Annotated in this window: 14 protein-coding genes; 10 read left to right on the top strand and 4 right to left on the bottom strand. The window is 44.9% G+C overall.

The features are described from left to right. The first annotated feature begins 235 nt into the window (after nt 1-235). The 8 genes from D0A37_RS10590 (at nt 236) to D0A37_RS10555 (ending at nt 9,995) form a co-directional block, all read left to right on the top strand. The gene (locus tag D0A37_RS10590; RefSeq protein ID WP_242723955.1) at nt 236-1,171 is read left to right on the top strand and encodes a glycosyltransferase family 2 protein; all 936 of its coding nucleotides are present in this window, start codon (nt 236-238) and stop codon (nt 1,169-1,171) included. Between the two features lie 18 nt (nt 1,172-1,189). Continuing rightward, complete coding sequence (locus D0A37_RS10585; RefSeq protein WP_242723953.1) at nt 1,190-2,986, top strand: hypothetical protein; 1,797 nt, start codon at nt 1,190-1,192, stop codon at nt 2,984-2,986. A 392-nt stretch (nt 2,987-3,378) separates the two neighbouring features. After that, complete coding sequence (locus D0A37_RS10580; RefSeq protein ID WP_242723951.1) at nt 3,379-5,412, top strand: carbamoyltransferase family protein; 2,034 nt, start codon at nt 3,379-3,381, stop codon at nt 5,410-5,412. 93 nt (nt 5,413-5,505) lie between these two features. After that, on the top strand, nt 5,506-5,913 hold the full coding sequence (locus D0A37_RS10575; protein WP_242723950.1) for an SxtJ family membrane protein: 408 nt from the start codon (nt 5,506-5,508) through the stop codon (nt 5,911-5,913). After that, a complete protein-coding gene (locus D0A37_RS10570; protein ID WP_006634651.1) occupies nt 5,914-6,078 on the top strand; it encodes a DUF5989 family protein in 165 nt (54 codons plus the stop codon). A 4-nt stretch (nt 6,079-6,082) separates the two neighbouring features. Next, nucleotides 6,083-7,315: an SGNH/GDSL hydrolase family protein gene (locus D0A37_RS10565; RefSeq protein ID WP_242723949.1), complete on the top strand. Its 1,233-nt coding sequence runs from the start codon at nt 6,083-6,085 to the stop codon at nt 7,313-7,315. A 13-nt stretch (nt 7,316-7,328) separates the two neighbouring features. Continuing rightward, nucleotides 7,329-8,654, top strand: coding sequence for a hypothetical protein (locus tag D0A37_RS10560; protein ID WP_242723946.1), 1,326 nt, complete (start codon nt 7,329-7,331; stop codon nt 8,652-8,654). A 6-nt stretch (nt 8,655-8,660) separates the two neighbouring features. Continuing rightward, complete coding sequence (locus D0A37_RS10555; RefSeq protein WP_242723944.1) at nt 8,661-9,995, top strand: hypothetical protein; 1,335 nt, start codon at nt 8,661-8,663, stop codon at nt 9,993-9,995. A gap of 67 nt (nt 9,996-10,062) precedes the next feature. Here the strand turns inward: D0A37_RS10555 and D0A37_RS10550 are convergent, their stop codons facing one another. Next, entirely contained in the window at nt 10,063-11,394 is a 1,332-nt protein-coding gene (locus D0A37_RS10550) for a hemolysin family protein (RefSeq protein ID WP_242723943.1), read from the bottom strand. Nucleotides 11,395-11,683: 289 nt separating this feature from the next. Between D0A37_RS10550 and mfd the strand changes: the two genes are divergently transcribed. Both mfd and D0A37_RS10540 read left to right on the top strand, forming a co-directional pair. After that, the gene (gene mfd / locus D0A37_RS10545; protein ID WP_242723942.1) at nt 11,684-15,259 is read left to right on the top strand and encodes a transcription-repair coupling factor; all 3,576 of its coding nucleotides are present in this window, start codon (nt 11,684-11,686) and stop codon (nt 15,257-15,259) included. A gap of 114 nt (nt 15,260-15,373) precedes the next feature. Further along, entirely contained in the window at nt 15,374-16,039 is a 666-nt protein-coding gene (locus tag D0A37_RS10540) for an S-layer homology domain-containing protein (protein WP_445242516.1), read from the top strand. Here the strand turns inward: D0A37_RS10540 and D0A37_RS10535 are convergent. The 3 genes from D0A37_RS10535 to gyrB all read right to left on the bottom strand — a co-directional run bounded on the left by D0A37_RS10535 (nt 16,036) and on the right by gyrB (nt 19,792). Further along, nucleotides 16,036-16,362 carry a hypothetical protein gene (locus D0A37_RS10535; RefSeq protein WP_242723931.1) on the bottom strand — a complete coding sequence of 109 codons (327 nt, stop codon included), beginning with the start codon at nt 16,360-16,362 and terminating at the stop codon, nt 16,036-16,038. The two genes, D0A37_RS10540 and D0A37_RS10535, sit on opposite strands and share 4 nt — an antisense overlap. A gap of 65 nt (nt 16,363-16,427) precedes the next feature. Next, nucleotides 16,428-17,144 (bottom strand): biliverdin-producing heme oxygenase, encoded by a 717-nt coding sequence (locus tag D0A37_RS10530; RefSeq protein WP_242723930.1) that lies wholly within the window; start codon nt 17,142-17,144, stop codon nt 16,428-16,430. A 707-nt stretch (nt 17,145-17,851) separates the two neighbouring features. Next, nucleotides 17,852-19,792: a DNA topoisomerase (ATP-hydrolyzing) subunit B gene (gene gyrB, locus D0A37_RS10525; RefSeq protein WP_242723928.1), complete on the bottom strand. Its 1,941-nt coding sequence runs from the start codon at nt 19,790-19,792 to the stop codon at nt 17,852-17,854. Nucleotides 19,793-19,892: the final 100 nt, after the last annotated feature.

The raw sequence follows: 19,892 nt of genomic DNA, 5'->3' as shown, positions 1-19,892 counted from the left end.
ATGGCTTATTCTCGCTTGACTTTGAGCCACTGTGGATAATTAAATCAATGTCAGCTCCACCCCTGACGCGGCATTTAATTCGACTTTTTTATGATCCTTGCCCTGTAAAGCTTGTAGTATCGTTGCCAAAACAGTCCGGAGTATTGTTCTATACAAACGAAGGTCTACCTCATGCGGCTGCAATCCGCTATATATTATTGGGATTAGCGTGAAAATCCCTGTGGTGAGGAAGTCGATGATGGGTGCAGATTATTCAGTGGTGATACCGATTTTTAATGAAGAAGAAACTCTTGGGGAGTTATGGAAACGATTGCACAACGTTATGGGGCAATTAGAAGGGTCTAGCGAGGTCATCTTTATCAACGATGGCAGCAAAGATTCTTCCCTAGAAATTTTAATCGAGCTGAACCAAAAATATCCGGAAATTAAGATAATAAATTTATCGCGAAACTTTGGTCATCAGTGTGCTTTATCGGCAGGAATTGACCAGGCAAACGGCAACGCAGTTGTCCTGATGGATGGAGATTTACAAGACTCTCCGGAAGCCATTTTAAACTTTGTAGAAAAATGGCAAGAAGGATACGATGTGGTCTATGCCATTAGGGAAAAAAGAAAGGAAAAATGGCTGAAACGATGGGCTTTTAAGGTATTTTATTGGATTCAAAATAGGTTATCGGGAATTCCAGTTGCTTTAGATGCGGGCATTTTTTCCTTAATCGATCGAAAAGTGATTTTGGCGCTTCGCAGTATGCCAGAACGCAATAAATATATCAGCGGTTTAAGAGCGTTTGCCGGGTTTAAACAAACAGGAATTGTGGTCGAACGGGGACCGCGATATAAAGGTGAACCAAGAGTGACGTTGTTGAAGTTAATCCAGCTTGCTTTTGATGGAATATTTTCATTTTCCACCATTCCATTGAAAATTTCGATTTTCTTGGGCTTGACTTTTGCGAGCGCATCTTTTATCATTGGCCTCGTTGGACTGTATTATAAGTTTGTTTTGCGGCAAGAGTTGCTATCTTGGGATCACGGTTTAACGACCACTTTCTTTTTAGGTGGCATTCAGTTGGTGTCTTTAGGCATCATCGGTGAATACATCGGTCGGATTTATGATGAGGTCAAACAACGTCCTTACTACATAATCAGAGAAAAAATTGGGTTTGAAGAATAAAGGAATTATAACTTACCCATGAAACTTTCAAAGTGGCGTGCAAATATTTGGCAAATTCTCGCGTTTGGGCTGGCAATTATTCCCGCTGGTTTGACGGGAATTCTAATTTTAAAATACAGCGTTAACGTTCCCAATTGGGATGAATGGTTTATGGCTGAGATGTTTGAGAAAATCTATGCCGGGTCTTTGACGTTTCAAGACTTAATTTCTCAGCATAACGAAAGTCGGAAATTATTTCCCCGAATTTTGTTTATCGGGTTAGCTTACCTCACAGGTTGGGATGTCAGATATCAGATGTTGGTGTCGTTTATTCTTGCCTGTTTTATCTCGTTCAGTCTGTACCGTTTAAGTCGGCTGACCGTTGGGGGAAGTTCGACCAAATTGATTTTACTCGCTTTTCTGGCGAATTTACTTATCTTTTCACCCAGTCAGCAAGAAAATTGGTTGTGGGGGATTCAAGTTGTTGTTTTCGTGCCGATTACTTGTATCGTTGCCTGTATTTTAGTCGCTTACTCAAATTTAAGTCTCAGAACTCAGGTTTTAATTGGCATTATTTTATCAACCGTGGCGACTTTTTCCTATGCGAATGGGCTGCTATGCTGGGCAATCGTTTTTCCAGTGTTTGCCCTCGCTAAGTTCCAAAACTGGAAAGATTTAATGAGGGAGAAATGGTTAATTGGCGCGGGGCTAGTTGGATTTGTTTCTAATGTAGTTGTTTACTTTTATTTTTATAACTACAAAAAGCCACCTGCTAGTCCTAGCTTTGCAGAGGGAGTTTTGCATCCAGTGAAAGCACTGAACTACTTTTTAGCGTTCTTGGGTGCGCCGTTGGCTGGAGGTAACTTAACCATTGCCACAATTGTGGGTGTAATTTTAGTTGGAAGTTTGATAATTTGTTGTGTTTATATAGGGAAATTTAGAGAGCAGAAAAATCTCATCAATCGTACATTAGGTTGGTTAGCGATCGCCGGATATACCATTATCAGCGCTGCGATTACAGCCTCCGGTCGCGTTGGGTTTGGTGTAAAACAATCTCTCTCTTCTAGATATGCAACGTTTGCGGTTTATTTAGCGATTCCTCTGATTTACTTAATAACCATTGTTTGGGAGGACGCCGCAGCGAGAGGACTTTTAACGCGGCATAATCTAACGTTAAACCGAGTGCTGTCATCGGTGCTAACCCTCTTTATATTGTTGCATGGAATCGCGATTGGCTATGGCATCGACCAGATGGGCGAAAGCCAGGTTGCTCGTAACCGAGGAAAAACTTGTTTAACGTTCGTCAACGTCGTGAATACAGATAATTGCTTGATATGGCTGTGGAACGAGCCCAACGATAAACAAGTACAAGCTACCCTATTGAACATCATGAAAGCAAGAGCAAACATCTTGAACCGCATGGGATTTTTACAGCCAAAATTAGCAACCAGTAACAAAATACAAGAGATTAAAGGCCAGAAAGTAGCGGGAGTAGATTATGGCTGGTTGAATAGCATGGAACCTGTGGGTAAAGATAAGTACGCGGTGAGAGGATGGGCTATTTTGCCGGAAAAAGTCAAGCCAGCAGATGGAGTAATTTTGACATACGAAAATCAACACGGCGAATCAATTATATTTGCGATCGCTTCGGTGGAACTCAACAGACAAGATATTGCTAAAGTGTTAGGAAACAAAGCCTACTCCAAGTCAGGTTGGGAAAAAGTTATCTTGGCTAATCAAATTCCCCCAAAAGCGGGAACAATAAAAGCTTGGGCCTTAGATGCCGATACGGGGAAAGCCTTCAAGTTAAAAGGTAATTTTACATTAATTCAGTAAGCAGAGACAACCAACAACCCTTCCCCGTTTTGGTTGAAACTGCATCACTCTCTTTCCTTGGGGCAATTGGATGTCGATCGCCCGTGGCTGAGTCGATCGCCCGTGGCTGAGTCGATCTCATACCATTTTTCTAAAGATCCGATAGAGATCGAGGAGGACAAGACATTGTAAATATCCACCTTTCCCTGTTGCAAAAGTCTGTCATAACTTTAAAAAAGTGGTATCACATGAAGGGCGATCGTCAAAAGATCTCAAATGGGTTCTATAATTGACCTGGGGTGTCCGCGTATCCCAACGCGAAATCTTCGATTTGGCGGGAGGACTTCTAGCCGCCCAGACCCCCAACAGTTAAACAGTCAGATCCAGACGCATTGCGATTTGTGAGGAGAGGGATGAACATACTTGGAATCTCGGCGTACTATCACGACAGCGCCGCAGCCTTAGTTCGCGACGGAGAAATTATTGCCGCAGCGCAGGAAGAGAGATTTTCCCGCAAAAAGCACGACGCCAGATTTCCCAAGAATGCGATCGCTTATTGCCTGAAAGAAGCAAAAATAGATTTGCGGGAACTCGATCGAATAGTCTTTTACGACAAACCTTTAGTCAAATTCGAGCGCCTTCTCGAAACCTATTTAGCCTACGCACCCCAAGGTTTTCGCTCTTTCCTAGCAGCCATGCCGATATGGCTCAAAGAAAAGCTTTACCTCAAAACCATGCTCAAAAGAGATCTGGCAGCAATAGCAAACTGCAAAACGAATAAACTGCCATCTCTGCTATTTACCGAGCACCACCAATCCCACGCAGCATCGGCATTTTTCCCCAGCCCGTTTCAAAAAGCCGCCGTTTTGTGCCTCGACGGCGTGGGCGAGTGGGCAACAACCTCAGTTTGGTTGGGAGACGGTAACGAACTTACACCTCAGTGGGAAATCGATTTTCCCCACTCCTTGGGCTTGCTTTATTCAGCTTTCACCTATTACACCGGCTTCAAAGTCAACTCTGGTGAATACAAACTCATGGGTTTAGCTCCTTACGGCGAACCCAAGTATGTAGACAAGATTCTTAACTATTTAATCGACCTCAAAGATGACGGAACTTTTCGTTTGAACATGGATTATTTCAACTATACAGTTGGCTTAACCATGACAAATAAGAAGTTTGACGAACTGTTTGAAGGGCCGCCGCGTCAAGCTGAAGGAAAATTGACTCAGCGGGAAATGGATATTGCCGCTTCCATTCAAGTTGTTACCGAAGAAGTTGTTTTGCGACTTTGCAGAACAGTTAAAAAAGAATTGAATGTCGATTATCTTTGTATGGCCGGCGGCGTTGCTCTCAACTGCGTTGCTAACGGCAGACTCTTGCGGGAAGGTATTTTCAAAGATATTTGGATTCAGCCGGCGGCGGGAGATGCTGGCGGTGCTTTGGGCGCGGCTTTAGCGATTTGGTATCAGTATTGCGAACAAACTCGCACTGTGAGCGCGAACTCAACACCAAATAGTATAGAATCCCTCAAGACTGAACTTATCACTACAAACGCAGCGTTAGAGGAGAGGACTGAAGTTCTCACTACAACCCAAGCGGTGGCAACTGTGGCAGCGGTAGAGGAGAGGACTGAAATTCTCACTGTAAACCAAGCGGTGGCAACTGTGGCGAAGTCGGTTGCTCATTTAACTTGTCATGACCAAATGCGAGGCTCTTATTTGGGCCCGAAGTTTAGTGACGCAGAAATTCTCGAATATTTGGATGCTGTCAAAGCCAGCTATCACCGATTGGACGATGCCCAATTAATGCCGCAGTTGGCGGAAATTTTGGAACAGGGAAATGTGGTGGGATGGTTCCAAGGGCGGATGGAATTTGGCCCGCGGGCTCTGGGTGGTCGATCGATCATTGGCGATCCCCGCAGTGCTAAAATGCAGTCCGTGATGAACCTGAAAATTAAATATCGGGAATCATTTCGACCTTTTGCGCCGTCAATCTTAGCCGAACGAGTTGCGGATTATTTCGAGATGGACCATTCTAGCCCTTATATGCTATTGGTAGCACCTGTCAAGTCCAGTCTCCGTATTCCGATGACTCCCGAACAAGAGCAGTTGTTTGGCATTGAAAAGCTCAACATTCCGCGATCGGAGATTCCGGCTGTCACCCACGTCGATTACTCGGCTCGCATTCAAACTGTTCACAAAGAAACCAATCCTCGCTACTATGACTTAATCAGCCATTTTGAAAAGCGATCGGGCTGTTCTATTGTGGTAAATACTTCTTTCAACGTCCGAGGCGAACCCATTGTTTGCACTCCAGAGGATGCTTACCGCTGTTTCATGCGAACCGAAATGGACTATCTGGTTTTGGAAAATTACTTGCTTCCCAAGTCCGAACAAATTCCTTGGAAACAAGATGATGCTTGGAAAAATGAATTTGAACTAGATTAGTCATTAGTCATTAGTTATTAGTTATTTGTGGGAACGAATAACTAATAACTAATTCCCAATTCCCCATTCCCAATTCCCAATTCCCCATTTCTAATGAGCGACGAAATTAAAAAACTCGACAAAAAAGGCTTGCGCGATTTCGGGCTGCTAATTGGCAGCTTGATTCCAGTGATCTTCGGTTTAGCAGTACCTTTACTGCGGCGGCATTCTCTACCTTGGGCGCCCTGGGCCATCGGCGCCGTGCTAATCGTGCTAGGATTGGTTGCGCCGAAATCGCTGAATCCCGTTTATCACGCATGGATGCGGTTTGGACTGCTCCTCCACAAAATCCAAACGCCGCTCATCCTAGGGATAGTTTTTTACCTGATAGTTTGGCCGATGGGAGTAATCAAAAATATTTTCGGCGAAGATGCAATGCGGCGAAAACTCAATCCGAAAATGGATAGTTACCGCATCCCAAGTAAAGCAAGAACAAAAGTTAGTATGGAGCGTCCTTTCTAAGTGTTTGAAGCAACTTTAGATTTTCTCAAAGATTTGTGGGCGTTTATGAAAGAACGCCAAAAGTATTGGATGTTGCCGTTAATTGTGACTTTAGTCTTTTTAGGAGCTTTGATTGTATTGAGTCAGGGTTCTGTGATTGCTCCGTTTATTTACACGCTGTTTTGAAATAATGAGCAAGTTGAAAAATTTGGGTGTCAATTTAGGTTTGACACTCGGCGGTTTGTTTATGGGGGTGGTAATTGGTGAAATTGGATTGCGGGTGGCCAAGATTGAAGGCTATCCAAAAATAGGAGATTTCGTAGACTCGGCGCCAACTGGTTTCCACACTTCCGATCCGAATTTGGGCTGGAAGCTGAAACCGGGTGCCTCGGGTGAGTGGAATGGGGAAGGTGCGAGTTTGGTGCAGGTGAATAGCGAGGGTTTGCGCGATCGTGAACATACAAAAGCAAAACCTCCAAATACTTTGCGCGTTGCGGTTTTGGGCGATTCTTTTACCGAAGCAATTCACGTACCTGTCGAACAAACTTTCTGGTCAAAATTGGAACGAAAGTTAGGCAACTGCGAAGCTGTTAAGGGACGCAAAAAGGTTGAGGTCATGAATTTCGGGGTGCAGGGCTACAGCACTGCTCAACAATTGATGATGCTGCGAAAAAAAGTGTGGGATTACAGTCCTGATATTGTAATTCTTGCTTTTTTTATTGGTAATGATATAATTAACAATTCGCCGCAATTGGAATACGATCGCTACCGACCATTTTTTAGTTATGATGCTAGTGGCAAGTTAGTACCGGATATGTCTTTTCGCAATCTGGCGCCGATCGACCGCAACGAAAGAGCAGTTTCCTTCGTAGACCGGATGCCCAGTTTGCTCGTCAACAATTCGCGCATTTTGCAGGTCATTAAAAAAGTAGACTTAGAGCGGAAAAAGCGCGAGTTATCGGATGATTTTACCCACTTAAGTACCTACAACCTCAAGGAACCTCAGGATGCAGCTTGGCAAGAGGCGTGGAGGGTGACAGAGGGTTTGATTGTGACTATGCGGGATGAAGTTGTTCAGAAAAATGCTGAGTTCTTAGTTGTGACGATCGGAGATCCGGTGCAAGTTAGACCGGAGGCCGAGAAGCGAAAAAATTTTATGACAAAGAACAACATTCAGGATTTGTTTTATCCCGATAGGCGGCTGGAAAAATTGGGCGCACGCGAGGGTTTTCGGGTACTAAATTTATCCGAACAGATCCAAGATTACACTGAAAAATATCAAGTCTGCGCCCACGGTTTTGAGAATTCTGTACCCTGTGGGGGTCACTGGAATGAACTCGGACACCGGCTGGCTAGTATCCTGATTAACCGAAATGTGTGCGAAAATTTGAAGCAGTCTCAAGTCCCCAAAAAACAACCGTAATCAGTCAAATTTCATGAAAGATTCAACGGCGTTGAAAAAAGGCAAAAATATATTAATTCTAATCGCGGTTAATTTGGCGATCGCCTTTATTTGCCTCGAAGCTTTGTCGCTCGCTTTTTATTTTATAAAACAAAAGCAGTTCTTTTATACCAGAACTAAAGGTAAAGAACAAGTAGTAGAAGATATTGAACGGCTCGGAATTAGAGTAGATGAATCAATCGTAGAAAGACTGCACCCGTTTTTTGGCTACGTTCTCAAGCCCGGTGCTTTTACCAATAAAAAATTAAAGTTACAAGTCAACAGACACGGCTTTTTTTCCCTCTACGAATATCCGTTTATTAAAACCAATAAAAAACAATTTATTATCGGAGTTTTTGGCGGTTCAGTTGCAAACAATTTTGCAGTAGATGAATATAAAAATCAAATCTTGTCTAAAAAATTGCAGAGTTATCCAGAATTGGCCCAGCGCGAAATTGTGGTTTTAAATTTTGGCAACGGCGGCTACAAACAGCCCCAACAATTACTAATTTTAAATTACTTTCTGGCTTTGGGTCAAGAGTTAGATTTAGTCATCAATATTGACGGTTTTAACGAAGTAGCACTGTCAAATTTAAATAGCAAAGCCCGAGTAGAAATAGGAATGCCCAGCGTTCAGCACATACAGCCGTTAACAGGTTTAGCGAGCACTAACGTGTCACCGGAAGTGATGAGTTCGATCGTACAAATTAACGAAAACAAAAAACAGTTGAAAGCAGGTATTGACAAATTGCAAACTTGTCAGCTTGCTTTGTGTCACGCTGTTACCTCGCTACAGGTGAAACAATTAATCAACAATTATCAGCAAGCCGTTGTCAAGTACGATACGCAAGTCCAACAATCCAACTCAGACACGGCAAATACCAGTATAGTGTACATTCCTAAAGCTGACTCTGTTTTAGAGGATGGCGCTGCTTTTGACAAAATGGCATCGATGTGGTCTCAATCGTCGATCGGGATGAATCAAATTTTATCAAGTAGAAAGATTAAGTATTTGCACTTTATCCAGCCCAACCAGTATTATGCCACTAAGCGAGTCTTTACTGCCAAGGAAAACGAAATCGCGATTAACAAAGAGAGTCCTTACATTGAAGGGGTAAAAAAAGGTTATCCGGTGCTTTTGTCCAAAGTCGATGATTTGCAAAAAGCTGGGGTTAATGTTTTTAACGCAGTGAATATTTTAGACAATACAAAAGAGACGGTTTACAGAGATGCCTGCTGCCACTATAATGCAGTGGGAGAAGAACTATTGGCAAATTATGTTTCCCGTTCTATTATTAAAGTAATCAGGGAGTCGAAATAGAGGTTTATGAAAGATTTAAAAGTCCTCACAAAAGGACATGAATTTCTAAAAATTGCTTTGATTAACTTAGCGCTTTTACTGGTTTTCCTGGAACTCGGTTCCTTGGGATGGTATTTTGTCAAGCACAAGCAATTTTTTTATACTAGAGAAAATACGCAAAATAAGTCGAATTTAGGAATTAATTTAGAAGGAGTGCGACTGAAGCAGTCTATTGTCGAAAGGTTTCATCCTTTTTTTGGGTTTATTCAACAACCCAGCGCTGATTTTCGACCTGGTTTTAAAGTCAATAATTATGGGTTTATTTCTCCTTACGATTACCCTCTAAAAAAGACTAAAAAAAATCAGTTTTTTATCGGAGTTTTTGGCGGTTCTGTGGCTTCCGATTATGCAATATTTCAAGTTCAAAATCAGATTTTACCTAAATACCTCAAACAGTTGCCCGGCTTAAAAGATAAAGAATTTGTAATTTTGTCTTTTGCGACGGGAGGCTATAAACAGCCGCAGCAATTATTGATTTTAAACTACTTTTTGGCTTTAGGTCAAGAATTAGATATGGTCGTTAATATAGATGGTTTTAATGAAGTAGCACTTTCAAATTTAAACAATAAAAATAAAGTCGATTTGGCGATGCCAAGCATTCAGCATATTTGGCCGCTGGCTAACTTCGCGAATAATAGCCTTTCTACTAAGGCTATGGAAGCCACTCTCAGAATTCAAGAAAATAAAACTCGGATTAATCAGGGTTTGTCAAGCTTGCAAAACTGCTCTTTAGCTGCGTGCAATGCTTTGACTTCTGTTTACGTTCAACATCTAGTAAATAACTATAGAACAGATGTTCTTAAGTTTGAAGAACAACGGACTAACCAACAAAAAAATGACAGTGACAGCGTTATTTATATCAATACTAATAAGTCGGTTTTACAGGATTCACTAGCTTATGAAGAAATGGCCGTGAATTGGGCAAAAAGTTCAATTTTTATGCACAAAGTCCTGTCTGCTAGTAATGTACCTTATTTTCATGTTCTTCAGCCTAATCAATATTATCAGACGAAAAGGGAGTTTGGTGAAGCAGAAAAGCAGATTGCTTTTAACAAGGAGACTCCTTATGCTAAATCTGTACAAATTGGATACCCGGCTCTTTTCAAAAAGTTTCCTAATTTGGAAAAAAATAATATCACTCTAGTGAATGCTGTCAATGTTTTTGACAAGACTAAAGAGGCTGTTTATGTAGATAGCTGCTGCCACTACAATCAAGCTGGAGAGGTGGTTTTTAGCAATTATGTAGGTCGTTCTATTCTGGAATCTTTGCGGAAAGATGAGGCTAGAAGCAAAAAGAAGTAGGTCGGAAATATCCGCTGAATGGTTGATGTAGGGTGCGCCTAGCGCACCTTACCGCTGAGTTTAAATTTTAGGTTTTTGGTTGGGTTCTAGGTCGATCGCCCCCTGAGTCGATCGGCATTACCAAGATTTTATCAACTCGGTTGCCGTCCATATCCACCACTTCCACGCGCAAACCGTTCCACTCAAAATGCTCGGCTGCTGTGGGGATTTTGCCCAAATGTGTAATCACAAAGCCGCCCATTGTGTGGTAACTTCCTTTGTGTTCTGCTGACAATTCTTCGATTCCAAACAGCTCAAAAAAATCTTCGACTGCTAGCATCCCGTCTAACAGCCAAGAACCGTCTTCGCGCTGCACGGCTTCCGGCTCGTCAGCATCTTCTATTGAGGGAAAGTCGCCAACGAGTTCGACTAAAATGTCGTTGACTGTAACCAATCCTTGAATCACGCCGTATTCGTCTACCACCAAGGCAATTTGATTGCTAGATTGTTTGAAAAGTTCTAATACTTTTAAACCTCGCGTGCTTTCGGGTACAAATAACGGTCGTCGTAAAGAAGCGCTTAAATCCAGCGGTTGACCAGTTAAAGTCCGAGACAGCATATCAGTAACGTGTACTAAACCGACAACGTTGTCTAGCCCTCCCTGACACACCGGAAACCGAGAATGACCGCTGCCAAGCATTTTTTGGCGATTTTCTTCCACTGAATCATCAAGATCGAGCCAGGTAAGATCGGGACGCGGGGTCATTAAGGCGCTGACTCGCCGATCGCCCAAACGAAAGACTCTTTCTACCATGTCTTGTTCGGCTTCTTCAAAGGTTCCGGCTTCTGTCCCTTGCTCTATTAAAACTTTAATTTCTTCCTCTGTAACTTGCGGTTCTGTTGAAGGCACAATCCCCATGATCCGCATCACTAAGTCAGTGGAATGACTCAACAGATAAACCGCAGGAGCGCCAATTTTTGAGAGCATTCGCATGGGAATTGCTACGCTAGAAGCGATCGGCTCCGGGTTGTTGAGCGCTAGCCGCTTCGGCACGAGTTCGCCGATAATTAGGGTCAGATAAGTGATGGTTAAAACTGCTACTACTGAGGCGATCGTCCCAGAGTAGGGGGCGAGGGCAGGAATCAGCCGCAACAAAGGCTCTACTCTTTTAGAAACAGTCGTTTCTCCCAAAGCGCCCGACACAATGGCCAGCATCGTAATCCCGATTTGAACTGTCGGTAAGAACTGATTGGGGGCATTAGCCAGATCCAAGGCTATGCGGGCATTGGTTGAACCTTGGTTGGCCATCTGTTGCAGTCTCACCTTCCGTACTGAGATGATGGCCATCTCTGACATCACAAACAAGCCATTGAGGAAAATCAGCAGGAGAACAATCAGAATATCGGTACTTGGGGACATTTCTAAAATTTTCGGTAGTAACGGCGAAGCGCTCTGCCCGGTTAAAGGAGAGGTCTGGAAGCTGCGAATCTCGATCGCAAAATCGAAATTTTTTCTAAACCTGTCACTAGATTAACGGAACTGGCTCGATCGCGATCGCAGCCTGGATATATTAGAGCAAAAATCTATCGCCAGTTAAGTTCCCAGGCGTCAACAGCAGATCGGCACAATCATGGATGTTTGTCGTACAATCTCCTTAACAGGCAAAGGGAAAGAGCCTTCGCCGATCGGGGATTAAAATTAAAAGCGCATGACTTTCTCTTCAATAATTCGTACCCTGGGGCGATCGCCCCTAGCAACAGAACTACTCAACAAGCTCAAGCGCCATCGCTGCTTACAACTCAACGGCATCGCTCGCTTGCCCAAAGGTTTAGTAGCTTCCGCCCTCGCACAGCAAGAAGGGCGGAGTTTACTGGTAGTGACGGCCACTCTAGAAGAAGCCGGCCGCTGGGTGGCAGGGCTGGAGGCTATGGGCTGGCAGACTGTGCATTTTTACCCAACTTCGGAGGCTTCGCCCTACGAGCTATCTTACTCCGACGAGAACGAAATGACTTGGGGACAAATGCAGGTGCTGGCGGATTTGGTTGAGAAACGAGAAACAAACGCCCATTCTAAGCCGATCGCGATTGTAGCTACCGAAAGAGCCCTCCAATCTCACTTGCCGCCACCTGCTGCTTTTGAACCCTACTGTCTGACGCTGAAGCGAGGTGCGGTTCAAGACTCGAAGATACTGGATCGTCAACTCGTATCGATGGGGTACGATCGGGTGAATCTGGTGGAAACGGAGGGCCAGTGGAGCCGCCGGGGCGATATTGTCGATGTGTTTCCCGTAGCGGCCGAGTTGCCGGTGCGCCTGGAATGGTTCGGGGATAATTTGGAGCAAATTCGGGAGTTCGATCCCTCTTCCCAGCGATCGCTCGATAAGGTCGATCGGTTAGTTTTAACTCCTACTAATTTTAACACAATTATTAAAGCAGTTTTATCTGAAAAAAAGCTTGACGAAATTAACAAGCTAGGGTCGGTTGACACAGAAAATGAAGCGGAAAATAAAGCGGAAAAATTTGTCCGTAGGCTGTTGGGTTTGGCTTTTGAAAAACCTGCATCTTTGTTAGATTATTTGCCAGAAAATACTTTAGTTGTAGTTGACGAACCGCAAGGGTGCGAAGGTCACAGCGACCGCTGGTTTGAGAATGCACAGGAACAGTGGAATAATTGCAATCGCGAATCGGCAGTTGCTGGTGAGGCAACAGAAAAATTGCCCATTTCTAATTTGAAAGTTCCGAAAATACACCGCACTTTTGCTGAATCTATGGCAGATGTCGCAGCTTTTGATCGGCTAGAACTTTCAGAATTAGCAGAAGAGTCTACTACTAAAAAAAATCAAAGCTCTGCAGAGGGCGACCAGCTACCGTCTGTGATTAATTTGGCTTCTAGGCCTGTGCCGGTGATGCCTCACCAATTTGCTAAGTTGTCTCAAATGCTCAGGGAAGAGCGCGATCGGGGTTTTACAATTTTTCTGGTTTCTGCTCAACCGAGCCGATCGGTTTCTCTGCTGTCGGAACACGACTGTCCGGCTCAGTTTGTGGTGAATCCGCGCGATTATCTGGCGATCGACAAGTTGCAATTGCAGCACGTTCCGGTTGCTTTGAAGTACAGCGGGCTGGCCGAATTGGAAGGTTTTATTCTGCCGACTTTTCGGATTGTTTTAATTACCGATCGGGAATTTTACGGTCAGCATTCCCTGGCAACTTTTAGCTACGTCCGTAAGCGCCGACGCGCTGCTTCTAAGCAAGTAGACCCGAATAAATTAAGCCCTGGTGATTATGTGGTTCACCGCCAGCATGGAGTGGGTAAATTTATCAAGTTGGAACGTTTGACGATCGATCGCGAAACTCGCGAATATTTGCTGATTCAATACGCTGACGGTACTCTGAGAGTGGCGGCAGATCAGTTGGGGGCTTTGTCGAGGTTTCGGACTGTAGGCGAGAAAGTACCGGATTTAAACAAGCTGACAGGTCAAACTTGGGAAAAAACTAAAACAAAGGTTCGCAAAGCTGTTAAGAAATTGGCAGTGGATTTGCTGAATCTTTATGCTAAAAGAGCTAAACAAACAGGTTACGCTTTTCCTCCGGATATGCCTTGGCAACAAGAATTAGAGGATTCTTTTGCTTACCAGCCAACCCCGGATCAGTTGAAGGCAACTCAGGATGTGAAACGCGACATGGAGGGCGATCGACCAATGGATCGCTTGGTCTGTGGCGATGTGGGTTTTGGTAAGACAGAAGTTGCTCTGAGAGCAATTTTTAAGGCGGTTACGGCGGGCAAGCAGGTGGCTTTGCTCGCGCCGACGACGATTTTGACCCAACAGCACTATCACACGCTCTCGGAGCGTTTTTCCCCTTATCCGATCGAAGTTGGTTTGCTCAATCGCTTTCGCACGGAAACCGAGCGCCGGGAGATTCACAAGCGTTTGGCGACTGGGGAATTAGATGTGATTGTGGGTACTCAAGCTGTTTTGAGCAAAGCGATTAAATTTCGGGATTTGGGCTTGTTGGTGGTGGATGAAGAACAGCGGTTTGGAGTTAAGCAAAAGGAAGCGATTAAAGCTCTCAAAACAGAGGTAGATGTTCTGACTTTGACAGCAACGCCGATTCCTCGGACTTTGTATATGTCGCTGTCGGGGATTCGCGAGATGAGTTTGATTGCGACTCCGCCTCCCAGCAGGCGCCCGATTCAGACGCATTTGGCCCCCTATAACGCGGAAACGGTGCGATCGGCAATTCGTCAAGAGTTGGACAGGGGCGGTCAGGTTTTTTACGTGGTGCCGCGGATTGATGGGATTGATGAGTTGGCCGGTCAGTTGCAGGAGATGGTTCCGGGGGCGAGAATTGCGATCGCCCACGGTCAAATGGATGCTTCGGAATTAGAATCGGTCATGCTGACTTTCAGTGCGGCAGATTTCGATATTTTGGTGTGTACGACGATTATTGAGTCGGGTTTGGATATTCCGCGAGTCAATACTATTTTAATTGAAGACGCGCAGCGGTTTGGTTTGGGTCAGCTTTACCAGTTGCGGGGACGGGTGGGACGCGCGGGGATTCAAGCTCATGCTTGGCTGTTTTATCCGAAGCAGAACCAACTGTCTGATGCTGCAAGGCAGAGGTTGCGGGCAATTCAAGAGTTCGCCCAGTTGGGTTCGGGCTATCAGTTGGCTGTCCGAGATATGGAAATTCGCGGTTCGGGTGATGTTTTGGGTACTGAACAATCTGGTCAAATGGAGGCGATCGGTTTTGATTTGTATGCGGAAATGTTAGAGGAAGCTATTCGCGAAATTAAGGGTCAGGAAATTCCGAAAGTGGAGGACGCGCAAATTGATCTCACTTTGACAGCGTTTATTCCTGCTGATTACATCGCGGATTTGGATCAAAAGATGAGCGCTTACCGGTCTGTGGCTTCTGCTAATACTCCAGAAGAGTTACAGCAGATTCAGGCTGATTGGTGCGATCGTTATGGGCCCATTCCTCTTCCAGCCCAGCAACTTATCCGTGTGGTCGAACTCAAACAAATCGCTAAGCAAATCGGTTTTTCTCGCATTAAACCGGAAAATAAGCAGAACATTGTTTTGGAAACAGCTATGGAGGAGCCTGCTTGGAATTTGCTCAAGGCTAATTTGCCGGAACATTTGCGCTCTCGTTTTGTCTACAGCAAGGGGAAGGTTACTATTCGAGGTATGGCGGTTTTAACGGCCCAAAAGCAATTGGATAATTTGATTGATTGGTTGGGTAAAATGCAGGGCGCTTTGCCGGAAGCAAATCTTGGATTTTAATATATAATCCCCAAATCGAGCGCACCGCAGAAACCGCAGAATAATACCGATGGAACCGGAAAAAATATTACTGCTGTTTTCATGATTGTTTTAGGGACAGGAATAATTAAAATCGTGAAAAGGTTAGTGAGTATTTTTTTGGCGATCGCCCTACTGGAAGGAGTGTTTATGGCGGTTCAATCTCAAGAAATAATGAACCCGATCGACCGCGTTGTGAGTGCAGGCTTGATGAATAAAGATGCCAGTGGCAATTTTAATGCTCAGGGTCTTGTCAGTCGCGCTGATTTGGCGATGATTTTAGTAAAAACTTTTGGTTTGGAACGGCGGAAAACCGCTCAGAAACCGGATAGGGAATTGCCGGACGTACCGAAGAGTTACTGGGCTTACAGTGCGATTCAAACTGCTTTGAAAACGGGAACGATGAGTGGATATCGGGACGGAATGTTTTTCCCAAATCAAAGGGTGACTCGCGCTGAAGCTTTAGCGATTTTTGCTCAAGCTTACGGGGTTTTTCAGTTTCCCGAATCCACCATTTCCGAAATTTTAGCTAAGTATCCCGATGCAGGTGAAATTCCTAATTGGGCTAGAAAGTCTATAGCTACTGCACTTTATGAAGGGTTTGTTAATGTTGATGTCGCAACTAATAAGATTAATCCTTTGAAGCCGATGAGTCGTGGGGATATCGCTTACGCTTTGAGCAAGTATTTGGAGCGGCAACTAAGGCCAACTTCTTTACCTGTCCCCGACGAGGAGCCTCCTAATCGCGGCATGGGGCGTTAAATATCTTTGATATCAATTCCGGTTGCACCGGAATTATTGTTGACTGTTGACTGTTGACTGTTGACTGTTGACTGTTGGCTGTTGACTGTTGACTGTTGACTGTTGACTGTTGACTGTTGACTGTTGACTGTTGACTGTTGACTGTTGACTGTTGACTGTTGACTGTTGACTGTTGACTGTTGACGGGTCGAAAAACTGAAGGGTTGAGTGTTAAGTGTTGACTCGATTTTATTATTCCGATGCCACCGGAAACGATAGGAGTTAAAAAGTCGATCGCCCACCATGCAAAATCCCGGAGCTTTGGTGACTGTAAAAGCAGCCATCAAACCCCCAGGATTTAAGTTTTTCCTCTTAAACGAGGCTCAATTTATTGCCAATGAGTGTTGGCTCAATCAGCAGTAGCCAATTCGGTACTGGCGGCACCGCGCTTCCGCGTCAGGGTATTGAAAAGCATCTGACCGACTGCTTTAATCAAATTGCCTTCTAACTCCATGAACATCTTCATGTTCATGCCAAAAGCTGCATTAGCTTCGTCAACAATTCGCTCTGCTGTGGCTTCGTCAATCGGCAGTTCATTCATTGCCTGACGGTAGTTAGCCTTGAACTCTTTTTCATCAGGAATATCCTGGAATTCATAGAAAGCAGTGCCTTCTCCCTCGGAAAGATTCATTCCGCGCTGGGCAATTCCCTTCAGGATTTGTCCGCCGGATAAATCGCCCAAGTAGCGAGTGTAAGAGTGAGCTACTAACAGTTCCGGTGCGGTCGCCGAAATCTCGTGAATCCGCTGCACATAAGCTTTAGCTGCGGCTGACGGAGCTACTTGTTCGCGCCAATTCGCACCGTAGTAGTAAAATAAATCTTGCTCTAAGCTTTGTTTGCGATTCAACTCAGAAAAGTAAATTTTTGAAACAACCGGATGCTGCTTTTGGCGTTCCATTTCCTCTTCCATTGCTGAGTAGACAAAGTAGAGGTTTGCTACTAACTTCCGGTAAGAAGTTTTTTCTACAACGCCTTTTAAAAAACACTTGACAAAACCAACGTTTTCTGCCATTGTGTGGGACTTTTTCGTTCCCTCACGCAATTTGGTCGCTAAATTGATGCTCATAAAAAAATTCGGTAAGTGGGAAACTCAGCGTCTTTAGACCTGAGAGGGAAACGGCTCGGCGGTTGAAACCGCCGTGAATCTTGGCATTACACGAGGATTGCTAGATGGGAGTGTAATGAATGTAATGTAATTTCGATGGGACACTTCAGCTACGGGAGCGTGCATCGAAATTACCCTCTCAAATTTGGCAACCCGCGATCGCATAATGTTTGCTCTTTCGAGCCTCCCTTTCGGGGTGATGTTAGCTTCGACAAAGTTAACGGCCGGTACTATATCTAGGACACTGATTTAACCCAATAAGTCTGTTTAATCCTAAATTTCTAGAGCAAGGAACTAGCTTCGCATTCCCTGGTAGGTCTTTAACTCTTACCGTTAACGTAGTACCAAGGTACTGAGTCTGGTCAACTGTGGTTTAAGTCTTAGGCTAGAAGCCCAATCTCTTTAGACCTGGGTCGTTGACGCTATATTGTCCAACCTTCTATTTTTGTGATGGTCGATCAAGTCGCCAAAAATCTAAAATTTACCTAAGCATTTACCTTAGATCGATTTGATGAGAGATTGTATTAATTTTTATAACAAAACCTAGAAACATCAAACGGCCCTGATGCCTTCTGCCCTTTCGGGCAGAAGGCATCAGGGCCGCAAAACTTTAGTCATTAGTCCTCAGCTATTAGTTGTTAGCTAACGAGAAATGACTAATGATTAATTTAGATGTCCAAGTCGAGAAGGTTGAGTTTGGGGCCGTAGGTTTCGATGAATTCGCGGCGGGGGGCGACACGATCGCCCATTAAGATCGTAAAGATGCGATCGGCCTCAGCAGCGTCTTCAATCTCCACCCGTTTCAGCGTCCGAGTTTCTGGGTTCATCGTTGTATCCCACAACTGTGTCGGCATCATTTCACCCAAACCTTTGAACCGCTGAATGGTGTAGTTAGCATTCGCGGGAAATTCATTGCGGACGAGATTGTTCATTTCGCGCTCGCTGTAGCAGTAGTAATGATTGCGTCCCCGTTCCACTTTATAGAGAGGAGGACAAGCAATGTAGATGTAACCTTGGTCTACAAGTGCGCGCTGATAGCGGTAGAAGAAAGTCAGCAACAGGGTGCGGATGTGAGCACCATCTACGTCAGCGTCGGTCATAATTACGATGTGGTGATACCGCAATTGACCCGGATCGAATTCTTCGCCTTTGATGCCCAAACCCAGCGCTGTAATTAACGATTGAATTTCGTTATTTTTGTAGATTTTGGCATCGTCTGTTTTCTCAATGTTGAGAATTTTACCGCGCAAAGGCAGGATTGCTTGGAATTGGCGATCGCGCCCTTGTTTGGCCGATCCGCCTGCAGAATCCCCTTCGACCAGGTAGATCTCAGACAGGGCGGGGTCTCTGGAGCTACAGTCCGCTAATTTTCCAGGCAAAGGAGACGATTCTAAGACTGATTTTCGGCGGACTAAATCGCGGGCACGGCGGGCGGCTTCAGCGGCCTTAAATGCCTGAATTGCTTTTTCCAAAATAGCGTCAGCTACTTGGGGGCGAAACTCCAAATATTCTGTCAATACTTCGCCTACTAAGGAATCGACAATTCCCCGAACTTCTGTATTTCCCAACTTAGTTTTAGTTTGGCCTTCAAATTCCGGGTCTGGGACTTTGACCGAAATCACTGCTGTCAAACCTTCGCGAACGTTTTCACCGGCGAGGTTGGGCTCGTGTTCTTTGATTTTGTTGCGCTTGCGGGCGATCGAATTCATCGTCCGCGTCAAAACAGCCTTCAAACCTTCTAAGTGCGTGCCTCCGTCGATCGTCCGAATGTTGTTAGCAAAACCGAGAACGTTGTCGCTAAAAGCATCGACGCACCACTGCAAAGCCACTTCTATTTGCACGTTATTGCGTTCGCCTTGCACGTAGATCACTTCTTCGTGCAGAGGCTGCTTTTCGCGGTTCATGTAGGCGATATATTCCTTGATTCCGCCCTCGTAACAGTATGTTTCGATGCGAGGTTCGCTACTTTTGAGCAGTTCCAAACGGTGGTCGCTAAAGGTAATTTTCACGCCCGCATTCAAGTAACCCAATTCTCGCAAGCGCCCGGCGAGTATAGTGTAATCAAATTCAATGCCAGTGCTAAATATTTGAGTATCTGGCAAGAAAGAAACTGAAGTGCCGGTGCGAGTGCCTTTGTTGGGCTTGGCATTAAGTTCAGTAACTGGAAAGCCTCTTTCGTAGCGCTGCAAATGTTCTTTTTGGTCACGCCAAACTGTCACTTCTACCCACTCGGACAGCGCGTTAACAACAGAAATACCTACACCGTGCAATCCTCCAGAAACCTTGTAGCCACCACCGCCAAATTTACCGCCGGCGTGGAGTACAGTCATTACTGTTTCTATTCCCGATTTGCCAGTCTTGGCAACGATGCCGGTCGGAATACCCCGGCCGTCGTCTGTCACGGTAACGGAACCGTCGGCGTTGATGTCAATCTCGATGTGAGTGCAGTGGCCAGCCAGCGCCTCATCGATGGAATTGTCCACAACCTCGTAAACTAGATGGTGGAGTCCTCGCGGGCCGGTGGTACCGATGTACATCCCCGGCCGTTTACGGACTGCTTCGAGACCTTCGAGAACTTGAATCTGGTCGGCGCTGTAGCTGCTGGTCATACAAAAATAGCTCCAATAATGAGGCCTAAAGCCCCAAAAGCTTCTAATATGGGAAAACTCCTAAAATTATAGCACAAAACCGTTAAACGCGATGCTAGGG

The sequence above is a fragment of the Microcoleus vaginatus HSN003 genome (assembly GCF_022701255.1).
Lineage (GTDB): Bacteria > Cyanobacteriota > Cyanobacteriia > Cyanobacteriales > Microcoleaceae > Microcoleus > Microcoleus vaginatus_B.
Note: the sequence above shows the minus strand (reverse complement) of the source record. Positions and strands in the feature narration are given on the sequence as shown.